Origin of the sequence: Hydrogenophaga sp. T2 (assembly GCF_049843535.1) — a bacterium.
GTDB classification, from domain to species: Bacteria; Pseudomonadota; Gammaproteobacteria; order Burkholderiales; family Burkholderiaceae_C; genus Hydrogenophaga; species Hydrogenophaga crocea.
The window spans coordinates 667,501-684,356 of record NZ_JBBHZJ010000002.1 but is presented as its reverse complement, the minus strand read 5'-3'; the positions used below and the strand labels follow the sequence as shown (position 1 = coordinate 684,356).

Genomic DNA, 16,856 nt, shown 5'->3' with positions numbered 1-16,856 from the left:
TGGTTGAAAAACAGGGGGCTCAGCGCCCGGCGAGCGCCGCGCGCACCTCGTCCACGCTGAGCACCTCGGACAGCACCTTCACGGGCTGGCCCGGCCGGTGCACGGCGTACACCGGCACGCCGTTGCGGCCGAGGGCGGCGAGCGCCTGCGTCACGGCGGGGTCGCGGCGCGTCCAGTCGGCGCGCAGCAGCGCCACCTGGCGCTCGGCCACGTCGCCGAGCACGCGCGCATCGGCCAGGGTGGTGCGCTTGTTGTACTGGCAGGTCACGCACCAGGCGGCGGTGAAATCGACGAACACGGTGCGGCCCTGCGCGCTGAGCTCGGCCTGGCGCTGCGGGCTCCAGGGCTCCCAGGCCACGCCCTGCACGCCCGTGGGCGCGGAGGTGCTCGCGGCGGGCGCGTCCTGCAGCTTCACCACCTGCGGGCCGATGGCCACGCCCAGGGCGAGCAGGGCCAGCAGCGAGAGGCTGCCGAGCACCGCGCGGCCCTTGCCGCCCAGGCCCCAGGCCCAGATGGCGAGCGCGAGCCCCACCAGCAGCATGAGCAGCGCGGCCGCGCCGTCGATGCCGCTTTGCTGGCCCAGCACCCAGAGCAGCCACACCACGGTGGCGAACATCGGGAAAGCCATGAACTGCTTGAAGCCCTGCATCCACGGGCCGGGGCGCGGCAGCCGCTGCGCCACCGCGGGCACCCAGCTCGCGAGCAGGTAGGGCAGGGCCATGCCCAGGCCCAGCACCGCGAAGATCGCCAGCGCCTGCGCGGGCGGCAGCGCGATGGCCAGGCCCAGCGAGGCGCCCATGAAGGGCGCGGTGCAGGGCGAAGCCACGGCGGTGGCAAGCACCCCGGTGAGGAAGGCGTCGGCCGTGGGGTGGCGCGCCTGCAGGCCGGCCAGTCGCGAGGGCAGCAGGTGGCCGAACTCGAACAGGCCCGCGAGGTTGAGGCCGATCACGGTGAACAGCACCGCGAGCGCGGCCACCACGGCCGGGCTCTGGAGCTGGAAGCCCCAGCCCAGCTGCTCGCCCGCGGCGCGCAGGCCGAGCAGCAAGGCGCCCAGGGCCAGGAAGGACAGCAGCACGCCCGCGGTGTACGCCAGGCCGGCCGCGCGGTGCGCGCGGCGGTCGTCGGCGTGGCGCGCGAAGGCCACCACCTTGATCGCCAGCACCGGGAACACGCAAGGCATGAGGTTCAGGATCAGGCCGCCGATGAGCGCGCCGAGCAGTGCCGCGCCGAAGCCGATCGACGAGGCAGGCGCCGCCGCGGGCGGCCCATTGCGCGCCGCGTTGGCATCGAGGGCGGCCTGCAGCGCGTCGGGCACGGCGGCCGGCAGCGGCGCGGCCGCGGGCCAGGCGCCTTGCACCGGCACATCGAGCCGCACGCCCGCGGCGCCCGCGCCCTGGCCGGGCGGGTTGGCCGGCGCCACCACCAGCGCCATCTGCGTGGGTGCTTCGAAGCGGTGCGGCGAGAGCGGGATGCGCGCGGTCCAGCGCGCGCCGTCCCAGGCCTGGGTCCAGGCCGCACCGGGCTCGATCACGCCCGTGAGTTCGGGGAAGAACTCGAGCGGGCGTTGGCGCCAGTCGGCGGGCAGGCCGTCGAGCGCCACGCGCAGAAAGCCGTCTTCGGGCTGGAGCTGGCTCGTGCCCGCGGGGATCGCACGCGGCTGCGCGGCGCGCATGGCCTCGAACAGCGCGGCGTGGCCCGCGGTGGAGCCATTGGCCGGCAGGTTCAGCGTGAAGCTGGCCTCTTCGGGAATGCATTCCTTGCGGCAGACCAGCCAGGCCGCATCGAGCTTGACGGGCAGGGCGCTGCCGCGGAAGTTGTCGCTCACCTGAAGCGGCACGGGCAGCACCACGCTGCCGTCGTAGCCGTAGTTGGCCAGGGTGCCGATGGGGAATTTGCGCGGCGTCGGCCAGGCGATCTCGCCCGCGCTCACGCCCTCGGGCAGGGTCCAGCGCAGTTCTGTGGGCAGGCCGGAGTCGCCCGCGTTCTTCCAGTAGGTGTGCCACTCGGGCGCGTGGTCCAGGCGCAGGCCGACCCACAGCGTCTGGCCGGGGCGCACGCCGTCGGGGGCGTGGGCGACGAGCTCGGCGCGCGTCTGGGCCGACTGAAACACGCCGTTGGCCACGCCGCCGGGCAGGCCGGTCTGGGCCGCGGCCAGCGGGGCGAACGAAGCCAGCGGCGCCAGCAGGGCCACCGAGAGCAGGCACAGGGTTTGCCGCGCGCGGGCGGCCAGCAGGGACAGGTTCATGGCGCAGGGATTGTCGGCCCGCGCGGGCCGACCGGGGTATGAGGGGCCATGGGCGCCCGAGTTCCGCGCGGGGGTGCCCCGTCCGCCCCGGGGGCTTCACGCGGCCAGCGCTTTTTCGGTACAACCGGTCTTCTGGCTCAACACCGTCATCACCATCTGGGGGGAAACCACATGGGAGCGATCGTGGAAATGGCGCTGCTGCCCTGGGCGCGGCGCATGCAGGACAAGGTCAACCTGCCGGTGCGCCTGTACTGGCGCGACGGCGGCACACCGCTGGACCTGGGGCACTTCGAGCAGCCGGCCGTGACCATCCGCGTGAAGGACGCAAGCGGCCTGCCCCTGCTCATCGACCCCAACCTGGACACGCTGGGCCGGGCCTACGTGGAAGGCCTGATCGACGTCGAGGGCTCGCTGCCCGACGTGCTCGAGACCGCGCACGCGCTGGCCGAACACGCCCAGCCCGAAAACGGCCTGCTCGGGCGCATCAAGCGCAGCTTCTCGCACACGCGCGAGAGCGATGCCCAGGCCATCCAGTACCACTACGACGTGTCCAACGCCTTCTACCGCGAGTGGCTCGACGAGAACATGGTGTATTCGTGCGCCTACTTCGAAGAGGGCAACGAGTCGCTCGATCAGGCGCAGCTCGCCAAGATCGACCACATCCTGCGCAAGATCCGGCTGCAGCCCGGCCAGCGCCTGCTCGACATCGGCTGCGGCTGGGGCGCGCTGGTGCTGCGCGCGGCGCAGCACTTCGGCGCGCGCTGCGTGGGCATCACCTTGTCCAAGAACCAGCACGAGCTCGCGACCGAGCGCGTGAAGCGGGCCGGGCTGCAGGACCGCGTGGAGATCCGGCTGCAGGACTACCGCGACGTGAGCGATGCGCCCTTCGACCGCATCACCAGCGTGGGCATGTTCGAGCACGTGGGCCTGAACCACCTGGTGCCGTACTTCGCGCAGATCCGCAAGCTGCTGCGGCCCGAGGGCTGGGCCATGAACCATGGCATCACCAGCACCGACCCCGACGACGGCGAAACCGCCCAGGGCGGCGGCAGCTTCATCGACCGCTACGTGTTCCCGCAGGGCGAGCTGCCCCACATCGGCACCGTGCTGAGCACGCTGCAGGAGGGCGGGCTCGAGGCTTTCGACATCGAGAACCTGCGGCGGCACTACGCGCGCACCTGCACGCTGTGGAGCGAGCGCTTCGAGGCCCGCGCCGAGCGGCTGCGCGCCATGGTCGACGAAAAGACCTGGCGCATCTGGCGCGTCTACCTGGCCGGCTGCGCCTGGGCCTTCGAGCACGACCAGATCGCGCTGTTCCAGGTGCTGTGCCGGCCCTCGGGCCGCGTGGCCGGCGAGCTGCCCTGGTCGCGCCGCTGGCTCTACGAAGGGCATTGAGCGCCGTAAGATCGCGCGATGCCGCAAGCCCTGCCGTCGCGCTTCTGGAGCGACCTCACCACCGCCGATTTCAGCGCCCTCGACCGCGAGCGCACGATCGCCGTGCTGCCCGTGGCCGCGATCGAGCAGCACGGCCCGCACCTGCCGCTGTCGGTGGACGCCGACATCGCGCAGGGCGTGATCGAGGCGGCGCTGCCGCACCTGGCCCCCGAGTTGCCCGTGCTGTTCCTGCCGCCGCAGGTGGTGGGTTTCTCGCCCGAGCACACCGCGTTCGCGGGCACGCTCACGCTCAAGGCCGACACCCTGATCCGCGTGTGGACCGAGCTCGGCGACTGCGTGGCCGACGCGGGCGTGAAGCGCTTCGTGCTCTTCAACACCCATGGCGGCCAGGTGGGGCTGCTCGACCCGGTGGCGCGCGATCTGCGCGCGCGCCGCGGCCTCATGGCCTTCAGCACCAGCTGGTTCCAGTGGCCCCTGCTCGATGCCCGGGGCGAGGACGTGAACGCGCGCTTTTCGGCGCACGAACACCGCTTCGGCATCCACGGCGGTGAGGTGGAGACGGGCCTGATGCTGGCGCTGCGCCCCGAGCGCGTGCGCATGGCGCTCGCGCAGCACTTCCGCTCCACCAGCGAAGACCGCGCCGCGGCCTACCCGTTGCTGGGCAACGGCCGCAGTGCGCGCTTCGCCTGGCAGACGCAGGACCTCAATCCCTCGGGCGCGGTGGGCAATGCGGCCGCCGCCACCGTTGACAACGGCCAGGCCCTGCTCGACGCGGCCGGCCGCGCGCTGGCCCGGCTGCTCGCCGAGATCCACCAGCTGCCGCCCGAGACGCTTCAGGCGTAGGTGATCCAGTCCCGGTGGTCCGGGTGGTCGAGGTGCGGCAGCGTGTTGTAGGTGAGCAGGCTGTGCCGCTTGGGGTTGAACTGGAACTCGCTCACCGCGCTGTTGCGGATGCGCAGGTTGAGTTCGATCGTGGCTTCGGGGCTCAGGCCGAGCACATGGCCCACGGCGGTCGAGATCGGCCCGCCGCTGGACACGATCAGCACGTTCTGGCCCGCGTGCTGCTGGCGCACGTGGTCGAGCGCGCCGGTGACGCCTTTGACGAAGTCGTCGTAGCTCGGCATGCCGCGCGGGCTCACCGTGCCCGCCATCCACTGCGTGAGGCCGTCGCGCAGCAGCCGGAAGTGGTGCCGGTACAGCTCGGGGGTGTCGGGCCGCGCCAGCGGCTGCGGGTGGATGGCGCGGATCACGGCCTCGCTGTCGTATTCATTGAGGCCAGGCCACACCAGGGGCTGCAGGTCCAGGCCAGCGCCTTCGGCGATGCCCGCGAAGGTCTGCGCATGGCGCTTGAGCGAGCCGGTGATCACGGCGTCGAAGCGCAGGCCACGCTCGGCCCAGTAGCGGCCCAGCCGCACCGACTGGCGCTGGCCGAGCTCGCTGAGCTGGTCGTAGTCGTCGGCGCCGAACGAGGCCTGGCCGTGCCGCACGAGGTAAAGCATTCCCATGCGCGCGATTCTCGGCGCTGGGCCGCGGCGGGTTTTGTCCCCGCAGCGACTGGCCGCCGCCGCGCTGTCACCTGCGCGAAAGCCCATCACGCCGGGATCACGCCCGACGCAGGAATGCATGCTTTTGGCCCCGCTTTTCCGCCCGCCAGGGCGGGTGGGCCCGTGTTGAAATAGGTCCAACGGTGTCCCCCGAAGGGCCGCTGAACGGCCTCTTCCGACCCCCGCCCGAACAACGACATGTGGTACGACCTGCAAACGCTGCTGGCCTTGTGGATCGGTGTGGACATCGTGGTGGCGGCGGCCTTCCTGCTGCAGCACCGGCGCGTGCGGCACATGGCCGGCTCGGGCTGGTGGGCGCTGGCCTGCGGCGTGCACCTGCTCGCGCTGCTGTCGGTCGCGGTGCGGCCCTGGCTGCCGACCGGGGTCGCGCTGCCGCTGACCAACCTGTTGTTCACCAGCGCGTTCACGCTGCTGTGGACCGGCCTGCGCGCGCACCTGGGCCTGCCGACGCGGCGGCTGCTGCAAACCATGGCCCTGGTGATCGCGGCAGAGGCCCCGCTCTACGTGTACTTCATCGTCGGGTTCGACAGCCTGGGGGCGCGCCACCTGCTGTGGGCGGCGACCAACCTCACGCTGGTGGGGCTGATCATGCGCGACGTGCGCCGCCACGCGCCGCGGCCCCTGCCCATGGAGTGGCGGGCCGTGCGCTGGGCGCTGCGCGCGCAGGCCAGTCTCATGGTGGCCTCGCTGGTGCTGGCGCAGGCGCTGAAGCTGCAGCCGCAGCAGGTCGTCGGCCTGATGCTGTTCTGCTTCTTCTTCGTTTTCCTCTTCAATTCGCTCGCCTACTACGGCCTGGTCACGCTGCGCCTGCGCGACGACGCCGACACCGCGCGCGCGGAGCAGCGCCAGCGCGAGGCCGACCTGCGCCGCCTGGTGGACAACCTCGACGCCGGCGTGATGGTGTTCCACCCCGACCAGACGCTGTGGCGCGTGAACACCGCGGCGCGCCGCCTGCTGGGCTGGTCCGTCACCGGTGGCAGCAGCCTGCTGCCCGAGCCGGTGCGCGTGGACTGGAAGCTGCTCGGTGAAGACGGCCAGCCGCTGCGCCGCCACGACATGCCTTTCGAGCGCGTGCTGGTCACGGGCCAGCCGGTGCGCGACGTGATCGTGGGCCTGCCCGGCGAGGCCGGCCAGCCGCCGCGCTGGGCGCTGTGCAGCGGCTATCCCGAAAGCGATGCGCACGGCGGCCTGCGCAGCGTGGTGCTGACCTTCATCGACATCACGGCCATGAAGGCCGCGCAGTCCGAACAGAAGGCGCTGCAGGCGCGGCTGGCGCAGTCGCAGAAGATGCAGGCGCTGGGCACGCTGGCCGGCGGCGTGGCGCACGATTTCAACAACATCCTCGCGGCCATCCTGGGCAATGCCGACATCGCGCGCGAAGACCTGCCACCGGCGGCGCGCGCGCACGAGAGCCTGGCCGAGATCGCCACCGCGGCGCGGCGCGGGCGCGAGCTGGTGCGGCAGATCCTGGCCTTCAGCCGCCAGCAGCCCCTGGCGCGCGAACGCCTGCAGCTGGCCGCGATGGTGAGCGAGTCGTGCGCCCTGCTGCGCGCGGCGCTGCCGCCGCGGGTGCAGCTGGTGCAGTCGCTGGCCGACCCGGTGCCCGACATCGAGGGCGACGCCACGCAGCTGCAGCAGGTGCTGGTGAACCTCGGCACGAACGCCCTGCATGCCATGCAGACCCGCAGCGGCCGTGTGAGCTTCGTGCTCGACACCGTCGCCGCCGACGCCCCCGAGCTGCCGCCCGAGCTGGCCCAGGCCTGCCGCGCGGTGGACCAGCCCGCGCTGCGCCTGCGCGTCATCGACGAAGGCTGCGGCATGGACGAGACCGTGCTGCGCCGGGTGTTCGAACCCTTCTTCACCACCAAGCCGGTGGGCCAGGGCACGGGCCTGGGCCTGCCGGTGGTGATGGGTATCGTGGAGGCCCATGGCGGCCACATCGCGCTGCGCAGCAGTGTGGACGCCGGCACCACCGTCACGCTGCTGTTTCCCCCCGCCGCTCCGGCCTTGGCCGCACCCGCTCCCAAACCCGTCACAATGACCCGCGTGGAAAACCCTGCCCCGCCCCGACCGCTGGCCGACGATGGTCAGGCCCCGCACGTCCTGTACCTCGACGACGACGACACGCTCGTGTTTCTGGTGCGCCGCCTGCTCGAGCGCCGCGGCTACCGCGTGACCGCGGTGGGTCTGCAGGAAGAAGCGCTCGCGCTGGTGCGCGAACGCCCGGGCCATTTCGCCTTGCTGCTCACCGACTACAACATGCCCGGCCTGTCGGGTCTGGACGTGGCGCGCCAGGCGCTCGAGGCCGACCCCACGCTGCCGGTGGCCGTGGCCTCGGGCTACATCACCGACGAGCTGCAGGCCCAGGCCAAGGCCGCGGGCGTGCGCGAGGTGGTCTTCAAGACCGACGCGGTCGACCAGTTCTGCGAGGTCGTGGCGCGCCTGATCAAGCCGGCCGCGGCCTGAGTCCGGTCAGGCGGTGGCCTCGGCCGCCAGCGGCGTGGCCGCGGGCGCAAGCACCTGCGCCAGGCGCGCGCTGTCGACGTTGCCGCCGCTGAGCGTGGTGCCCACCACCCGGCCGCGCAGCTGCGCGCGTTCCTTCCAGGCCGCCGCGAAGCCCGCGGCGCCCGCGCCTTCGGCCACGTTGTGCGTGTCGGCGAACAGCATGCGCATGGCCTGCGCCACCTCGGCGTCGCTCACGTGCACCAGGTGGTCCAGGCCCTCGGCCATGACCGCCAGGGCCTGGGCGTCGGCCACCCGGCAGGCCATGCCGTCGGCGAGTTCGGTGCTCACCGCCGCCTCCACCACGCGGCCGGCGGCGAGCGAATCGGCGTAGGTGGTGGCGTGGGCGCTCACCACGCCCACGATGCGCACCGCGTGGCCCAGCGCGCGCTTGGCCGCGATGGCCGAACACACGCCCGAGCCCAGGCCGATCGGGACGTAGAGCACCTCGAGGTGCGGCGCGGCGCGCAGGAATTCCCACCATGCCGTGGCCACGCCGCTGAGCAGGTCGGCGTGGAAGCTGGGCACCATGTGGGCGCCCTGTTGCGCGGCGAGTTCGATCGCGTGCTCGCGCGCGGTCTGGAACTCGTCGCCGTGCTCGACGAGCCGAGCGCCCAGGCTGCGCATGGCCGCGTTTTTCTCGACCGAGTTGCCGTGCGGCACGACGATGGTGCAGGGCACGCCGTGCGCGCGCGCGGCCCAGGCCACGCTCTGGCCGTGGTTGCCGCGCGTGGCGCTGATCACGGCCCGGGGCAGCGCGCCGCGCCGGGCCAGCGCGTGGAAGTAGGTGAGGCCGCCGCGGATCTTGAACGCACCCACGGGCGTGTGGTTCTCGTGCTTGAGCCAGCACTCGGTGCCCAGCCGAGCGCTCAGCGTGGCCCAGCGGTACTGGGGCGTGGCGCCGAACGCGCGGTAGACGACGGCGGCGGCGTCTTCGATGTCGGTGAGGCAGGGCAGGGCAGGGCTCATGGCGGCGTGTGCAAAGTGAGGGCGGGCAGGTCGGCGGCGTGTAGCTGCGCACCGATGGCGGGTGCGCCGTGGCGCACCGCCACCGTGTGCAGGCCGATGGCGTCGAGCGCGGCCCGCACGGTGGCGGCTTCGGTGTGTGCAAGCGACAGCCCCTGCAGTTGCAGACCGCACGGCGGCAGGGTGCTCGTGGGGTGCAGCCCGCCCCACTGGATCAGCGTGGGCAGCACACCGTCGAACAGGCGCGCGCCGTCGTCGCGCACGGTGATGCGCCATTGCAGCAGGCCGCGCGGCGTTTCGCGCGAGGCGGTGAGCACCGGGCCCGGGTCGATGCCGAGTGCGAGCCAGGTGCGCCGCGCGGCTTCGATGTCCGCCACGCGCGCGACCCAGTGGATGGCCTGCGGGCCGTGGACCGCCAGGCGCCGGGCCATGGCGGGCTGGTCGAGGTCGAACCAGCGCTTGAGCGGGGCGGCGCGCGTGGGTCGGGCCGCCGGGTTGACCGCGATCAGCTCGAGGTAGGCGCGTTCGCAGCCGTCGAGCCGCAGCAGCCGGTTGTGGGTGCCGAACAGCGGGTGCGCGCCGCCGGGGTCGGGCGTGCGTCGCAGCGTGCGTTCGCACCAGGCCACGGCTTCGTCGAGCGTGGCCGCACCGACCACGAGGTGGTCGAAGGCCGCGGTCACAAGCGCACCGTGCCTTCGATGCAGGTGACGGTTTCGCCGCCGATCCACACGGTGCCGTCGGCCGCGCGGTCCACGTGCACGCGGCCCGCGCGCTGCAGGGCCGTGCCTTGCGAGGCCACGTAACGCCCGGGCGCCATGCCCGCGCCGATCAGCCACTGCGCGAGCGCGGCGTTCAGGCTGCCGGTCACCGGGTCTTCGGCCAGGCCGTTGTTGCCGGGGAAGAAGGCGCGCACCTCGAAGGCGATGCCTTCGCTGTCGCTGGCCCCGACCACGCCGACCTTGCCGCGCGGGCCGACCACGCCGACGTCCAGGCCCGCGAGCACCGCGGCGTCGGGCCTGAGCGCGAGCACCTGTTCGGCGCTGCGCAGCATCACGCCGCGCCAGCCCGGGCCGTTGTCGCACCAGCTGTGCGCCACGATGTCGCCACGGGCCACGCCCAGGCCGCGCGCGATCAGCGCCACGTCGGCCTCGTCGAGCGGGCCCGAGCGGCGCAGCGGCGGCGCGGCGAAGGCCAGGCGAGCGCCGTCACGGCGGATTTTCACCAGGCCCACGCCGCATTCCTGCACCAGGTGTTCGCCCGCGGGCCGGCCGCCCGCGGCGAGCCAGGTGTGGGCCGTGCCCAGCGTGGGGTGCCCGGCGAACGGCAGCTCGCGGCCGGGGCAGAAGATGCGCACGCGGTAGTCGGCGCCGGCCTGCGTGGGCGGCAGCAGGAAGGTGCACTCCGACAGGTTGGTCCAGTTCGTGAAGTGCTGCATCTGCTCGGTGCTCAGGCCGCTGCCGTCGAGCACCACCGCGAGCGGGTTGCCGCGGTAGGGCGTGGCGGTGAAGACGTCGACCTGGGCGAAGGGGCGGGTTTTCATGGCGGGTTCATTGCAGGGGAAGGTCGAGCACACCGCGGCTGCAGGGCTGCGCGAGCCAGTGCTCGAAGTAACGGTCGAGGTGCGGCCGCGCGCGCCGCGGCTGCGGCAGGCCGAACCAGCGGTGCAGCTCGCAGACGATGGGGAAGTCGGCCATGGTGGCCTCGGTGCCGGCCATGAAGGCGCGTTGCGCCAGGTGGGCGTCGAGCCAGTCGAGCAGCGGCTCGGTGGCGCGCACCGAGGCCTCGATGGCGGCGTGGTCGCGCCGCTCGGCCGGGGTGCGGATCCATTGCACGAAGGCCGGCCCGCCCGCGCGGTTGAGCGTGGTCTGCTGCCAGTCCATCCAGCGGTCGGCGTCGGCGCGCTGGCGCAGGTCGGCCGGGTAGCCGCGGCCTTCGCGCGCGCACAGGTGGCGCACGATGGCGTTGCTCTCCCAGAGCGCGAAGTCGCCGTCCTGCAGCAGCGGCACGAGGCCGTTGGGGTTCAGCGCGCGGTAGCCCGGCGTGTCGACCACGCCGTGGGCCATGCCGGCGTCGGTGCGCGGCAGCGACAGACCCAGCCACTGCGCGCACAGCACCACCTTGCGCACATTGATCGAGCTCAGGCGGCCCCAAAGGTGCAGGCCCATGGGGTCAGGCGGCCACGGGGCTGGGCAGGTGCTCGCGCACGGTCTGCGCGAGCGCGGCGATGCCGCGGTCGATCTGCTCGGTGCTCGCGGTCACGAAGGACAGGCGCAGCGTGCGCGCGTCGGGCAGGTCGGTGTAGAAGGGCGCGCCCGGCACGAAGGCCACGCCGCGCTCGACCGCGTGCGGCAGCAACGCGGTCGCGTCCATGCCCTCGGGCAGGCGCAGCCACAGGAACATGCCGCCCACCGGCGCGTTCCAGCGCACGTCCATGCCGGCCATGTCGCGCTCGAGCGCGGCCAGCATGTGGCGGCATTGCGCCTGGTACAGCGCGCGGATCGTGGGCACGTGGCGCTCGAGGAAGCCGCCCTCGAGCACACGGCTCACCAGGCGCTGGTTGAACCCGGGCGTGTGCAGGTCGGCCGCCTGCTTGGCCTGCAGCAGCTTGGGGTAGATGGCCTTGGGCGCCACCAGAAAGCCCAGGCGCAGTCCGGGTGCGAGCACCTTGGAAAACGAGCCCAGGTAGATGCTGCCCTCGGGGTTGCGCGCGGTCAGCGGCGCGGGCGGCGGGGCGTCGAACCACAGGTCGCCATAGGGGTTGTCTTCCACGATCGGCAGGCCGGTGTCGAGCGCGGCCTGGGCCACCGCGGCGCGGCGCGCTTCGCTCATGGTGCGGCCCGTGGGGTTCTGGAAGTTGGGCAGCAGGTAGACGAAGCGCGCGCCCGGCGCCTGGCGGCGCAGGTCGTCGGGGTCCACGCCCTCGGCATCGCCGGCCACGCCATTGAACACCGGCTCCATGGGCGAGAAGGCCTGCAGCGCGCCCAGGTAGGTCGGCGTTTCCACCAGCACGCGGCTGCCGCTGTCGATCAACACCTTGGCCACGAGATCGAGGCCCTGCTGGCTGCCCGTGGTGATCAGCACCTGCGACGGGTCGACGTTCCAGGGCAGCTGCTGTGCCACCCATTCGCGCAGTGGCGCATGGCCTTCGCTGGCCGCGTACTGCAGCGCGGCCGAGGCGTCGTTGCGCAGCACATCGGCGCAGGCCTCGGCGAATGCGCTGACCGGGAAGGTCCGCGGCGAGGGCAGGCCGCCTGCGAAGCTGATGATGCCGGGGCGCTCGGTGACCTTGAGGATTTCACGCAGCACGGAGGGGTTCATGCGCTCTGCGCGGCGCGACAGGGTCCAGGAGGGCTTGTTCATGGCGTGGCCTTGGCGGTGGGACGGGGCGTGGTGGCGGAAGGGGCGCCGCCGAAGCGGCGGCCGAGGAACACGCTGGCCACCACGGCCAGCGCGAACACGAGCGTAAGCGTTTCGAGCGATTCGCCCAGCAGGGGAACCGCTACCGCGATGGCGATGAAAGGCTGGATCAACTGCAACTGGCTCACGCGCAGCGCCCCGCCCAGGGCGAGCCCGCGAAACCACGCGAAGAAGCCAGCCCACATGGAGAACACCGCGACGTAGGCCAGGCCGATCCAGGCGCCGGCGCTCACCGCCTGCGTGGGCCAGGTGAGCAGCGCGCCGGGCAACGTGATGGGCAGGGCGAGCGCGCACACCCAGCTGATCACGCGCTCGGCGCCCAGCGTCGGCGTGACCTGCGTGCCGCCCACGTAGCCCAGCGCGGCCGCGAGCACCGCGCCCACGAGCAGGGTGTCGGCCCAGGTGAAGCCGAAGCCGTGACCCATCTGGTGGGCGCGCAGCAGGCTGAACGCCACCACCAGTGCGCTGCCCAGGCCCGCGAACAGCCAGAAGCCGATGCGCGCGCGCTGGTGCATGAGCCAGGCCGCCGTGGCCGCGGTGGCCAGCGGCAGCAGCGCGATGAACACCGCGGCATGGCTGGCCGTGACGTGGCGCAGCGCCCAGCCCAGCAGCAGCGGAAAGCCCAGCACGTTGCCCAGCGCCGCGAGCGCCAGCGGACCGCGCTGCGCGCGCTGCGGCCACGGCGAGCGCGTGAGCCCGAGGTAGGCGATGGACAGCAGGCCCGCGATGGCCGCGCGCGCCCAGGTCACGAACCAGGGCGAGAGCTGCGGCGCGTCGGCGCTGCCGGTGGCCAGGCGCGTCATGGGCAGGGTGAGGCCGAACACCGCCACACCCAGCAGGCCGAGCAGCAGGCCGCGCGTCTCGTCGCTCATCAGGCCACCCTTCATGCCGCGCCTCATACGGTGAGCATCCACAGCGCGGTGGCCACGAGCACGGCGGCCAGCACGCGGTTGAACCACAACAGCCGCCGGCCCTGCGCCAGCCAGGCACGCAGCAGCGAGCCGATGAGTGCGTAGGCGAAGTTGCTCGAGAACGCGAACAGCACCATCACCAGGCAGACCAGCAGCAGCCGCTCGCCCGGGTTGGGCGCGGGCGCGCCGGCGGCGCTGACCACCCAGCCGGCGCTGAGCGTGAGCGCGAGCATCCAGGCCTTGATGTTGAGGAACTGCAGGCCCACCCCCTGCCAGAAGCCCACCTGCAGCCGCGCCGGGTCGGCCTGCGACAGGCTGCCCGCCCGGGCCAACTGCCAGGCCAGCCACAGCATGTAGGCGACACCCCCCAACTTGACCGCCCAGCGCAACAGCGGCACGCCGGTGATGAGGGCGCCCAGGCCGAGGCCGGTGACCAGCATGAGCAGGGTCCAGCCCGTGGGCACGGCCAGGCAGAACCGCAGCGCGCGCCGCAGACCGAAGTTGGCCGCGAGCGCGGTGGACAGGGTGGTGTTGGGCCCGGGCGAAAAGCTCATCGCGGTGCAGAAGAGCAGCAGGGCGGTCAGTTCGGTGGCGGACATGGGGGGCTGGCGGTGTCGGGGCGATCAATGTACCCTCGCCCATCAATACACAAGCAATACAGTTCACCGGCTCAGATGTGAATCTGTACTGCCCATGCCGTCCATACAGCCGAGGGCTTCCCATGCTCATGAAGAGCGCGACACAGTCGCTCACCGAACAACTGGCCGAGCGATACGCCGAACGCATCCGGCAGCGGCTGCTGGCGCCTGGCGCGCGGCTGCCCTCGGTGCGCGAATGCGCGCGGCTGCATGGCGTGAGCCCGTCCACCGTGGTGGCCGCCTACGACCTGCTGCTGGCGCAAGGCCTGGTGCAGGCGCGCAAGCAGCGCGGCTTCTTCGTGCGCGAGGCCTTGTCGCCGCGGACCGATGCGCGCAGCCCCTCGGCCGCACCGCAGAACATGGGGCCGATCAATGCGACGGCGCTGATCCGCGGCATGTTCCACCGCGTGAGCGACAAACCCCAGCCCGGCATGGGCGCGTTCCCGCCCGACTGGCTGGAGTCGGAGTTCATGCCCGCCGCGGTGCGCCGCGTGGTCGCCACGCGGGCGCTCAACGACGCGTCCTTGCACTACGGTGAGCCCATGGGCGATCACGGGCTGCGGCGTGTGCTGGCGCAAAAGCTCGCGTCCATCAGCGTGAATGCGGGCACCGAGCAGATCATCACCACGGTCGGCGCCACGCACGCGCTCGACATCGTGAGCCGCACGCTGCTGCGCCCGGGCGACCCGGTGCTGGTGGAGGAGCCGGGGTGGTCGGTGGAGTTCGCGCGCCTGACCGCGCTGGGCATGCGCGTGCTGCCCGTGCCGCGCGGCCCCGAAGGCCCCGACCTGGGCGTGATGGAGCGGCTGGCCGAGGCGCACCGACCCAAGCTGTTCGTGAGCGTGAGCGTGCTGCACAACCCGACCGGCTACAGCCTGTCGCCCGGCAGTGCGCACCGCCTGCTGCAGCTCGCGCAGCGCTTTGGCTTCCACATCGTCGAAGACGATACCTACGGTCACATCGCGCCCGAACACGCCACACGGCTGTGTGCGCTCGATGGCCTGCAGCGCACGATCTACGTGAGCGGCTTCGCGAAAATCCTGGCGCCCAACTGGCGCATCGGCTTCATGGCCGCGCCGCCTGGCCTGGTGGAGCCGCTGCTCGACACCAAGCTGCTCAGCACGCTGACCACGCCGGCCCTGCTCGAAAAGGCGTTGGCCCACTGCATCGAACAAGGGCAGTTGCGCCGGCACGCCGAGCGCATCCGCGCGCGGCTCGACGCCGCCCGCGCGCGTAGCGTCAAGCTGGCGATGGCGGCCGGCTGCCGCTTCGTGGCCGAGCCCATGGGCCTGTTCGGATGGCTCGACACCGGCGTGGACACCGATGCGCTGGCGCAGCGGCTGATCGACGATGGTTACCTGATCGCGCCCGGTGGCCTGTTCCATGCCGTGCGCCAGCCAAGCACGCTGATGCGCATCAATTTCGCCACCGCCCAGGACGCCGCCTTCTGGCGCGTGTTTTCGCGCCGCGTGGCCGAGGCCTGAGCCGCGGCGTCAGCGCACGCCCAGTGCTTCCTGGCGTTCGAGCGCGGCCATCCAGGCCTCTTCCACCGCCACCAGGCGCTCGGCGATCTCGGCGGCGCGCGCCGGATGGCTGGCGTACAGGCTGCCATCGCCGAGTTCGGCCGACAGCGCGGCCTGTTCGGCCTCGAGCGCCGCGATCTGGCCGGGCAGCGCGTCCCACTCGCGCTGCTCCTTGTAGCTCAGCTTGCGCCGCGGCGGCGCGGCCTCGGCCGGCGCGGGGGCGGCGGGTCGAGCCGCGGGCTTGGCCACGGGCGCCGCAGGGGCGCTCGCGGCCGCGCGGGCCGACTGGGTCAGCCAGTCCTGCACGTCGCCCACGTACTCGCGCCAGCGGCCTTCGCCTTCGGCCACCAGCGTGCTGGTGACCACGTTGTCCAGAAAGCGGCGGTCGTGGCTGACCAGGAACACGGTGCCGTCGTATTGCTGCAGCAGCTCCTCGAGCAGCTCCAGCGTGTCGATATCGAGGTCGTTCGTGGGCTCGTCGAGCACAAGCACGTTCGCCGGGCGTGCGAACAGGCGGGCCAGCAAGAGCCGGTTGCGCTCCCCGCCCGACAAGGTCCGCACCGGTGCGTTCGCGCGCGCCGGTGAGAAGAGGAAGTCGCTCAGGTAGCTTTTGACATGCGTGCGCTTGTCACCGATCTCGATCCATTCGCTGCCCGGGCTGATGAAGTCCTCGAGCGTGGCGTCCAGGTTCACCTGCTCGCGCATCTGGTCGAAATAGGCCACCTGGACGCGGCTGCCCTGGCGCACGCTGCCGCTGTCGGGCGCCAGTTCGCCCAGGATGAGTTTGAGCAAGGTGGTCTTGCCGGCGCCATTGGGGCCGATAAGACCGATCTTGTCGCCGCGCAGGATGGTGGCTGAGAAGTCCCGAACGACCGTCTTGTGGCCGCCGTCGGGCAGGGCGAACGATTTGCTCACCCCCTGCAGTTCGGAGACGATCTTGCCGCTCGCCGAGCCGCTGTCGATCTCCAGCTTGACGCGGCCCACGGCATCGCGGCGGCTGGCGCGCTGCTCGCGCAGCCGTTCCAGGCGCACGATGCGGCCCTGGGCGCGCGTGCGGCGCGCCTCCACGCCTTTGCGGATCCAGACCTCTTCCTGGGCCAGCAGCTTGTCCGCCTTGGCGCTGATCACCGCCTCCTGCGCGAGCTGTGAGTCCTTCAGCACCTGGTACTGCGCAAAGTTGCCCGGGAAACTGAGCAGGCGGCCGCGGTCGAGTTCGACGATGCGGGTGGTCACGCGATCGAGAAAGGCCCGGTCGTGGCTGATGACCACCACGCTACCCGGGAAATCCAGCAGCAGGTCTTCCAGCCAGGTGATGCTGTCGAGGTCGAGGTGGTTGGTGGGCTCATCCAGCAGGATCACGTCGGGCCGGCTCACCAGCGCCTGCGCCAACGCCACGCGCTTGCGGTTGCCGCCCGAGAGCGCGCCGATGCGAAGCTGCGGATCAAGGTGCAGACGGTCCAGGGTCTCCGCCACCCGGCTTTCCCAGTTCCAGGCATCCAGCGCTTCAATGCGCGCCTGCAGCTGGTGCAGATCGGCGCCGTCGCCGCCGCGTTCGAACTGCTCGCGGGCCAGGATGGCATCTTTGAGCCCGGCGCTGGCTGCGGTGAATACGGTGTCCTCCTCGGACAGTGCCGGCTCCTGGGGTACATAGGTCACCCGCACCCCGCCTTGTACCTGGAGCGCGCCATCATCGG

The 16,856-nt window shown here is 72.2% G+C and carries 14 protein-coding genes (1 of these 14 running past the window's edge); 4 read left to right on the top strand and 10 right to left on the bottom strand.

What is annotated here, in order from left to right; genetic code table 11:
* Nucleotides 1–19: 19 nt before the first annotated feature.
* On the bottom strand, nt 20–2,245 hold the full coding sequence (locus WDZ95_RS06890; RefSeq protein WP_425777212.1) for a protein-disulfide reductase DsbD family protein: 2,226 nt from the start codon (nt 2,243–2,245) through the stop codon (nt 20–22).
* 171 nt (nt 2,246–2,416) lie between these two features.
* On the opposite strand from WDZ95_RS06890, the gene WDZ95_RS06885 reads away from it, so the two are divergent.
* Both WDZ95_RS06885 and WDZ95_RS06880 read left to right on the top strand, forming a co-directional pair.
* Nucleotides 2,417–3,640 carry a class I SAM-dependent methyltransferase gene (locus tag WDZ95_RS06885; protein ID WP_425777210.1) on the top strand — a complete coding sequence of 408 codons (1,224 nt, stop codon included), beginning with the start codon at nt 2,417–2,419 and terminating at the stop codon, nt 3,638–3,640.
* 18 nt (nt 3,641–3,658) lie between these two features.
* A complete protein-coding gene (locus WDZ95_RS06880; RefSeq protein WP_425777208.1) occupies nt 3,659–4,483 on the top strand; it encodes a creatininase family protein in 825 nt (274 codons plus the stop codon).
* On the opposite strand, the gene WDZ95_RS06875 is transcribed toward WDZ95_RS06880, so the two are convergent.
* On the bottom strand, nt 4,474–5,145 hold the full coding sequence (locus WDZ95_RS06875) for a histidine phosphatase family protein (RefSeq protein WP_425777206.1): 672 nt from the start codon (nt 5,143–5,145) through the stop codon (nt 4,474–4,476). The two genes, WDZ95_RS06880 and WDZ95_RS06875, sit on opposite strands and share 10 nt — an antisense overlap.
* Nucleotides 5,146–5,382: 237 nt before the next feature.
* Here WDZ95_RS06875 and WDZ95_RS06870 point away from each other — a divergent pair, with 237 nt between their 5' ends.
* Nucleotides 5,383–7,671 (top strand): hybrid sensor histidine kinase/response regulator, encoded by a 2,289-nt coding sequence (locus tag WDZ95_RS06870; RefSeq protein WP_425777204.1) that lies wholly within the window; start codon nt 5,383–5,385, stop codon nt 7,669–7,671.
* A 6-nt stretch (nt 7,672–7,677) separates the two neighbouring features.
* Here WDZ95_RS06870 and WDZ95_RS06865 read toward each other — a convergent pair whose 3' ends face one another.
* The 7 genes from WDZ95_RS06865 to WDZ95_RS06835 are packed head-to-tail and all read right to left on the bottom strand — an operon-like array spanning nt 7,678 to nt 13,600.
* On the bottom strand, nt 7,678–8,676 hold the full coding sequence (locus WDZ95_RS06865; RefSeq protein ID WP_425777202.1) for a threonine dehydratase: 999 nt from the start codon (nt 8,674–8,676) through the stop codon (nt 7,678–7,680).
* Nucleotides 8,673–9,353 (bottom strand): VOC family protein, encoded by a 681-nt coding sequence (locus WDZ95_RS06860; RefSeq protein ID WP_425777200.1) that lies wholly within the window; start codon nt 9,351–9,353, stop codon nt 8,673–8,675. Before WDZ95_RS06860 ends, WDZ95_RS06865 begins: the two co-directional genes overlap by 4 nt.
* Entirely contained in the window at nt 9,350–10,213 is an 864-nt protein-coding gene (locus WDZ95_RS06855; protein WP_425777198.1) for a PhzF family phenazine biosynthesis protein, read from the bottom strand. Before WDZ95_RS06855 ends, WDZ95_RS06860 begins: the two co-directional genes overlap by 4 nt.
* Before the next feature lie 7 nt (nt 10,214–10,220).
* The gene (locus tag WDZ95_RS06850) at nt 10,221–10,838 is read right to left on the bottom strand and encodes a glutathione S-transferase family protein (protein ID WP_425777196.1); all 618 of its coding nucleotides are present in this window, start codon (nt 10,836–10,838) and stop codon (nt 10,221–10,223) included.
* A 4-nt stretch (nt 10,839–10,842) separates the two neighbouring features.
* Nucleotides 10,843–12,033: a PLP-dependent aminotransferase family protein gene (locus tag WDZ95_RS06845; protein WP_425777194.1), complete on the bottom strand. Its 1,191-nt coding sequence runs from the start codon at nt 12,031–12,033 to the stop codon at nt 10,843–10,845.
* Nucleotides 12,030–12,977: a DMT family transporter gene (locus tag WDZ95_RS06840; RefSeq protein WP_425777192.1), complete on the bottom strand. Its 948-nt coding sequence runs from the start codon at nt 12,975–12,977 to the stop codon at nt 12,030–12,032. Before WDZ95_RS06840 ends, WDZ95_RS06845 begins: the two co-directional genes overlap by 4 nt.
* A gap of 8 nt (nt 12,978–12,985) precedes the next feature.
* Nucleotides 12,986–13,600 carry a LysE family translocator gene (locus tag WDZ95_RS06835; protein WP_425777190.1) on the bottom strand — a complete coding sequence of 205 codons (615 nt, stop codon included), beginning with the start codon at nt 13,598–13,600 and terminating at the stop codon, nt 12,986–12,988.
* A gap of 122 nt (nt 13,601–13,722) precedes the next feature.
* Between WDZ95_RS06835 and WDZ95_RS06830 the strand changes: the two genes are divergently transcribed.
* Nucleotides 13,723–15,123 (top strand): PLP-dependent aminotransferase family protein, encoded by a 1,401-nt coding sequence (locus tag WDZ95_RS06830; protein WP_425777188.1) that lies wholly within the window; start codon nt 13,723–13,725, stop codon nt 15,121–15,123.
* 9 nt (nt 15,124–15,132) lie between these two features.
* Here WDZ95_RS06830 and abc-f read toward each other — a convergent pair whose 3' ends face one another.
* On the bottom strand, nt 15,133–16,856 hold the 3' portion of the coding sequence (gene abc-f, locus WDZ95_RS06825; RefSeq protein ID WP_425777186.1) for a ribosomal protection-like ABC-F family protein. It continues 163 nt past the right edge of the window; only the last 1,724 of its 1,887 coding nucleotides appear in the window; its start codon lies beyond the right edge, outside the window; it ends in the stop codon at nt 15,133–15,135.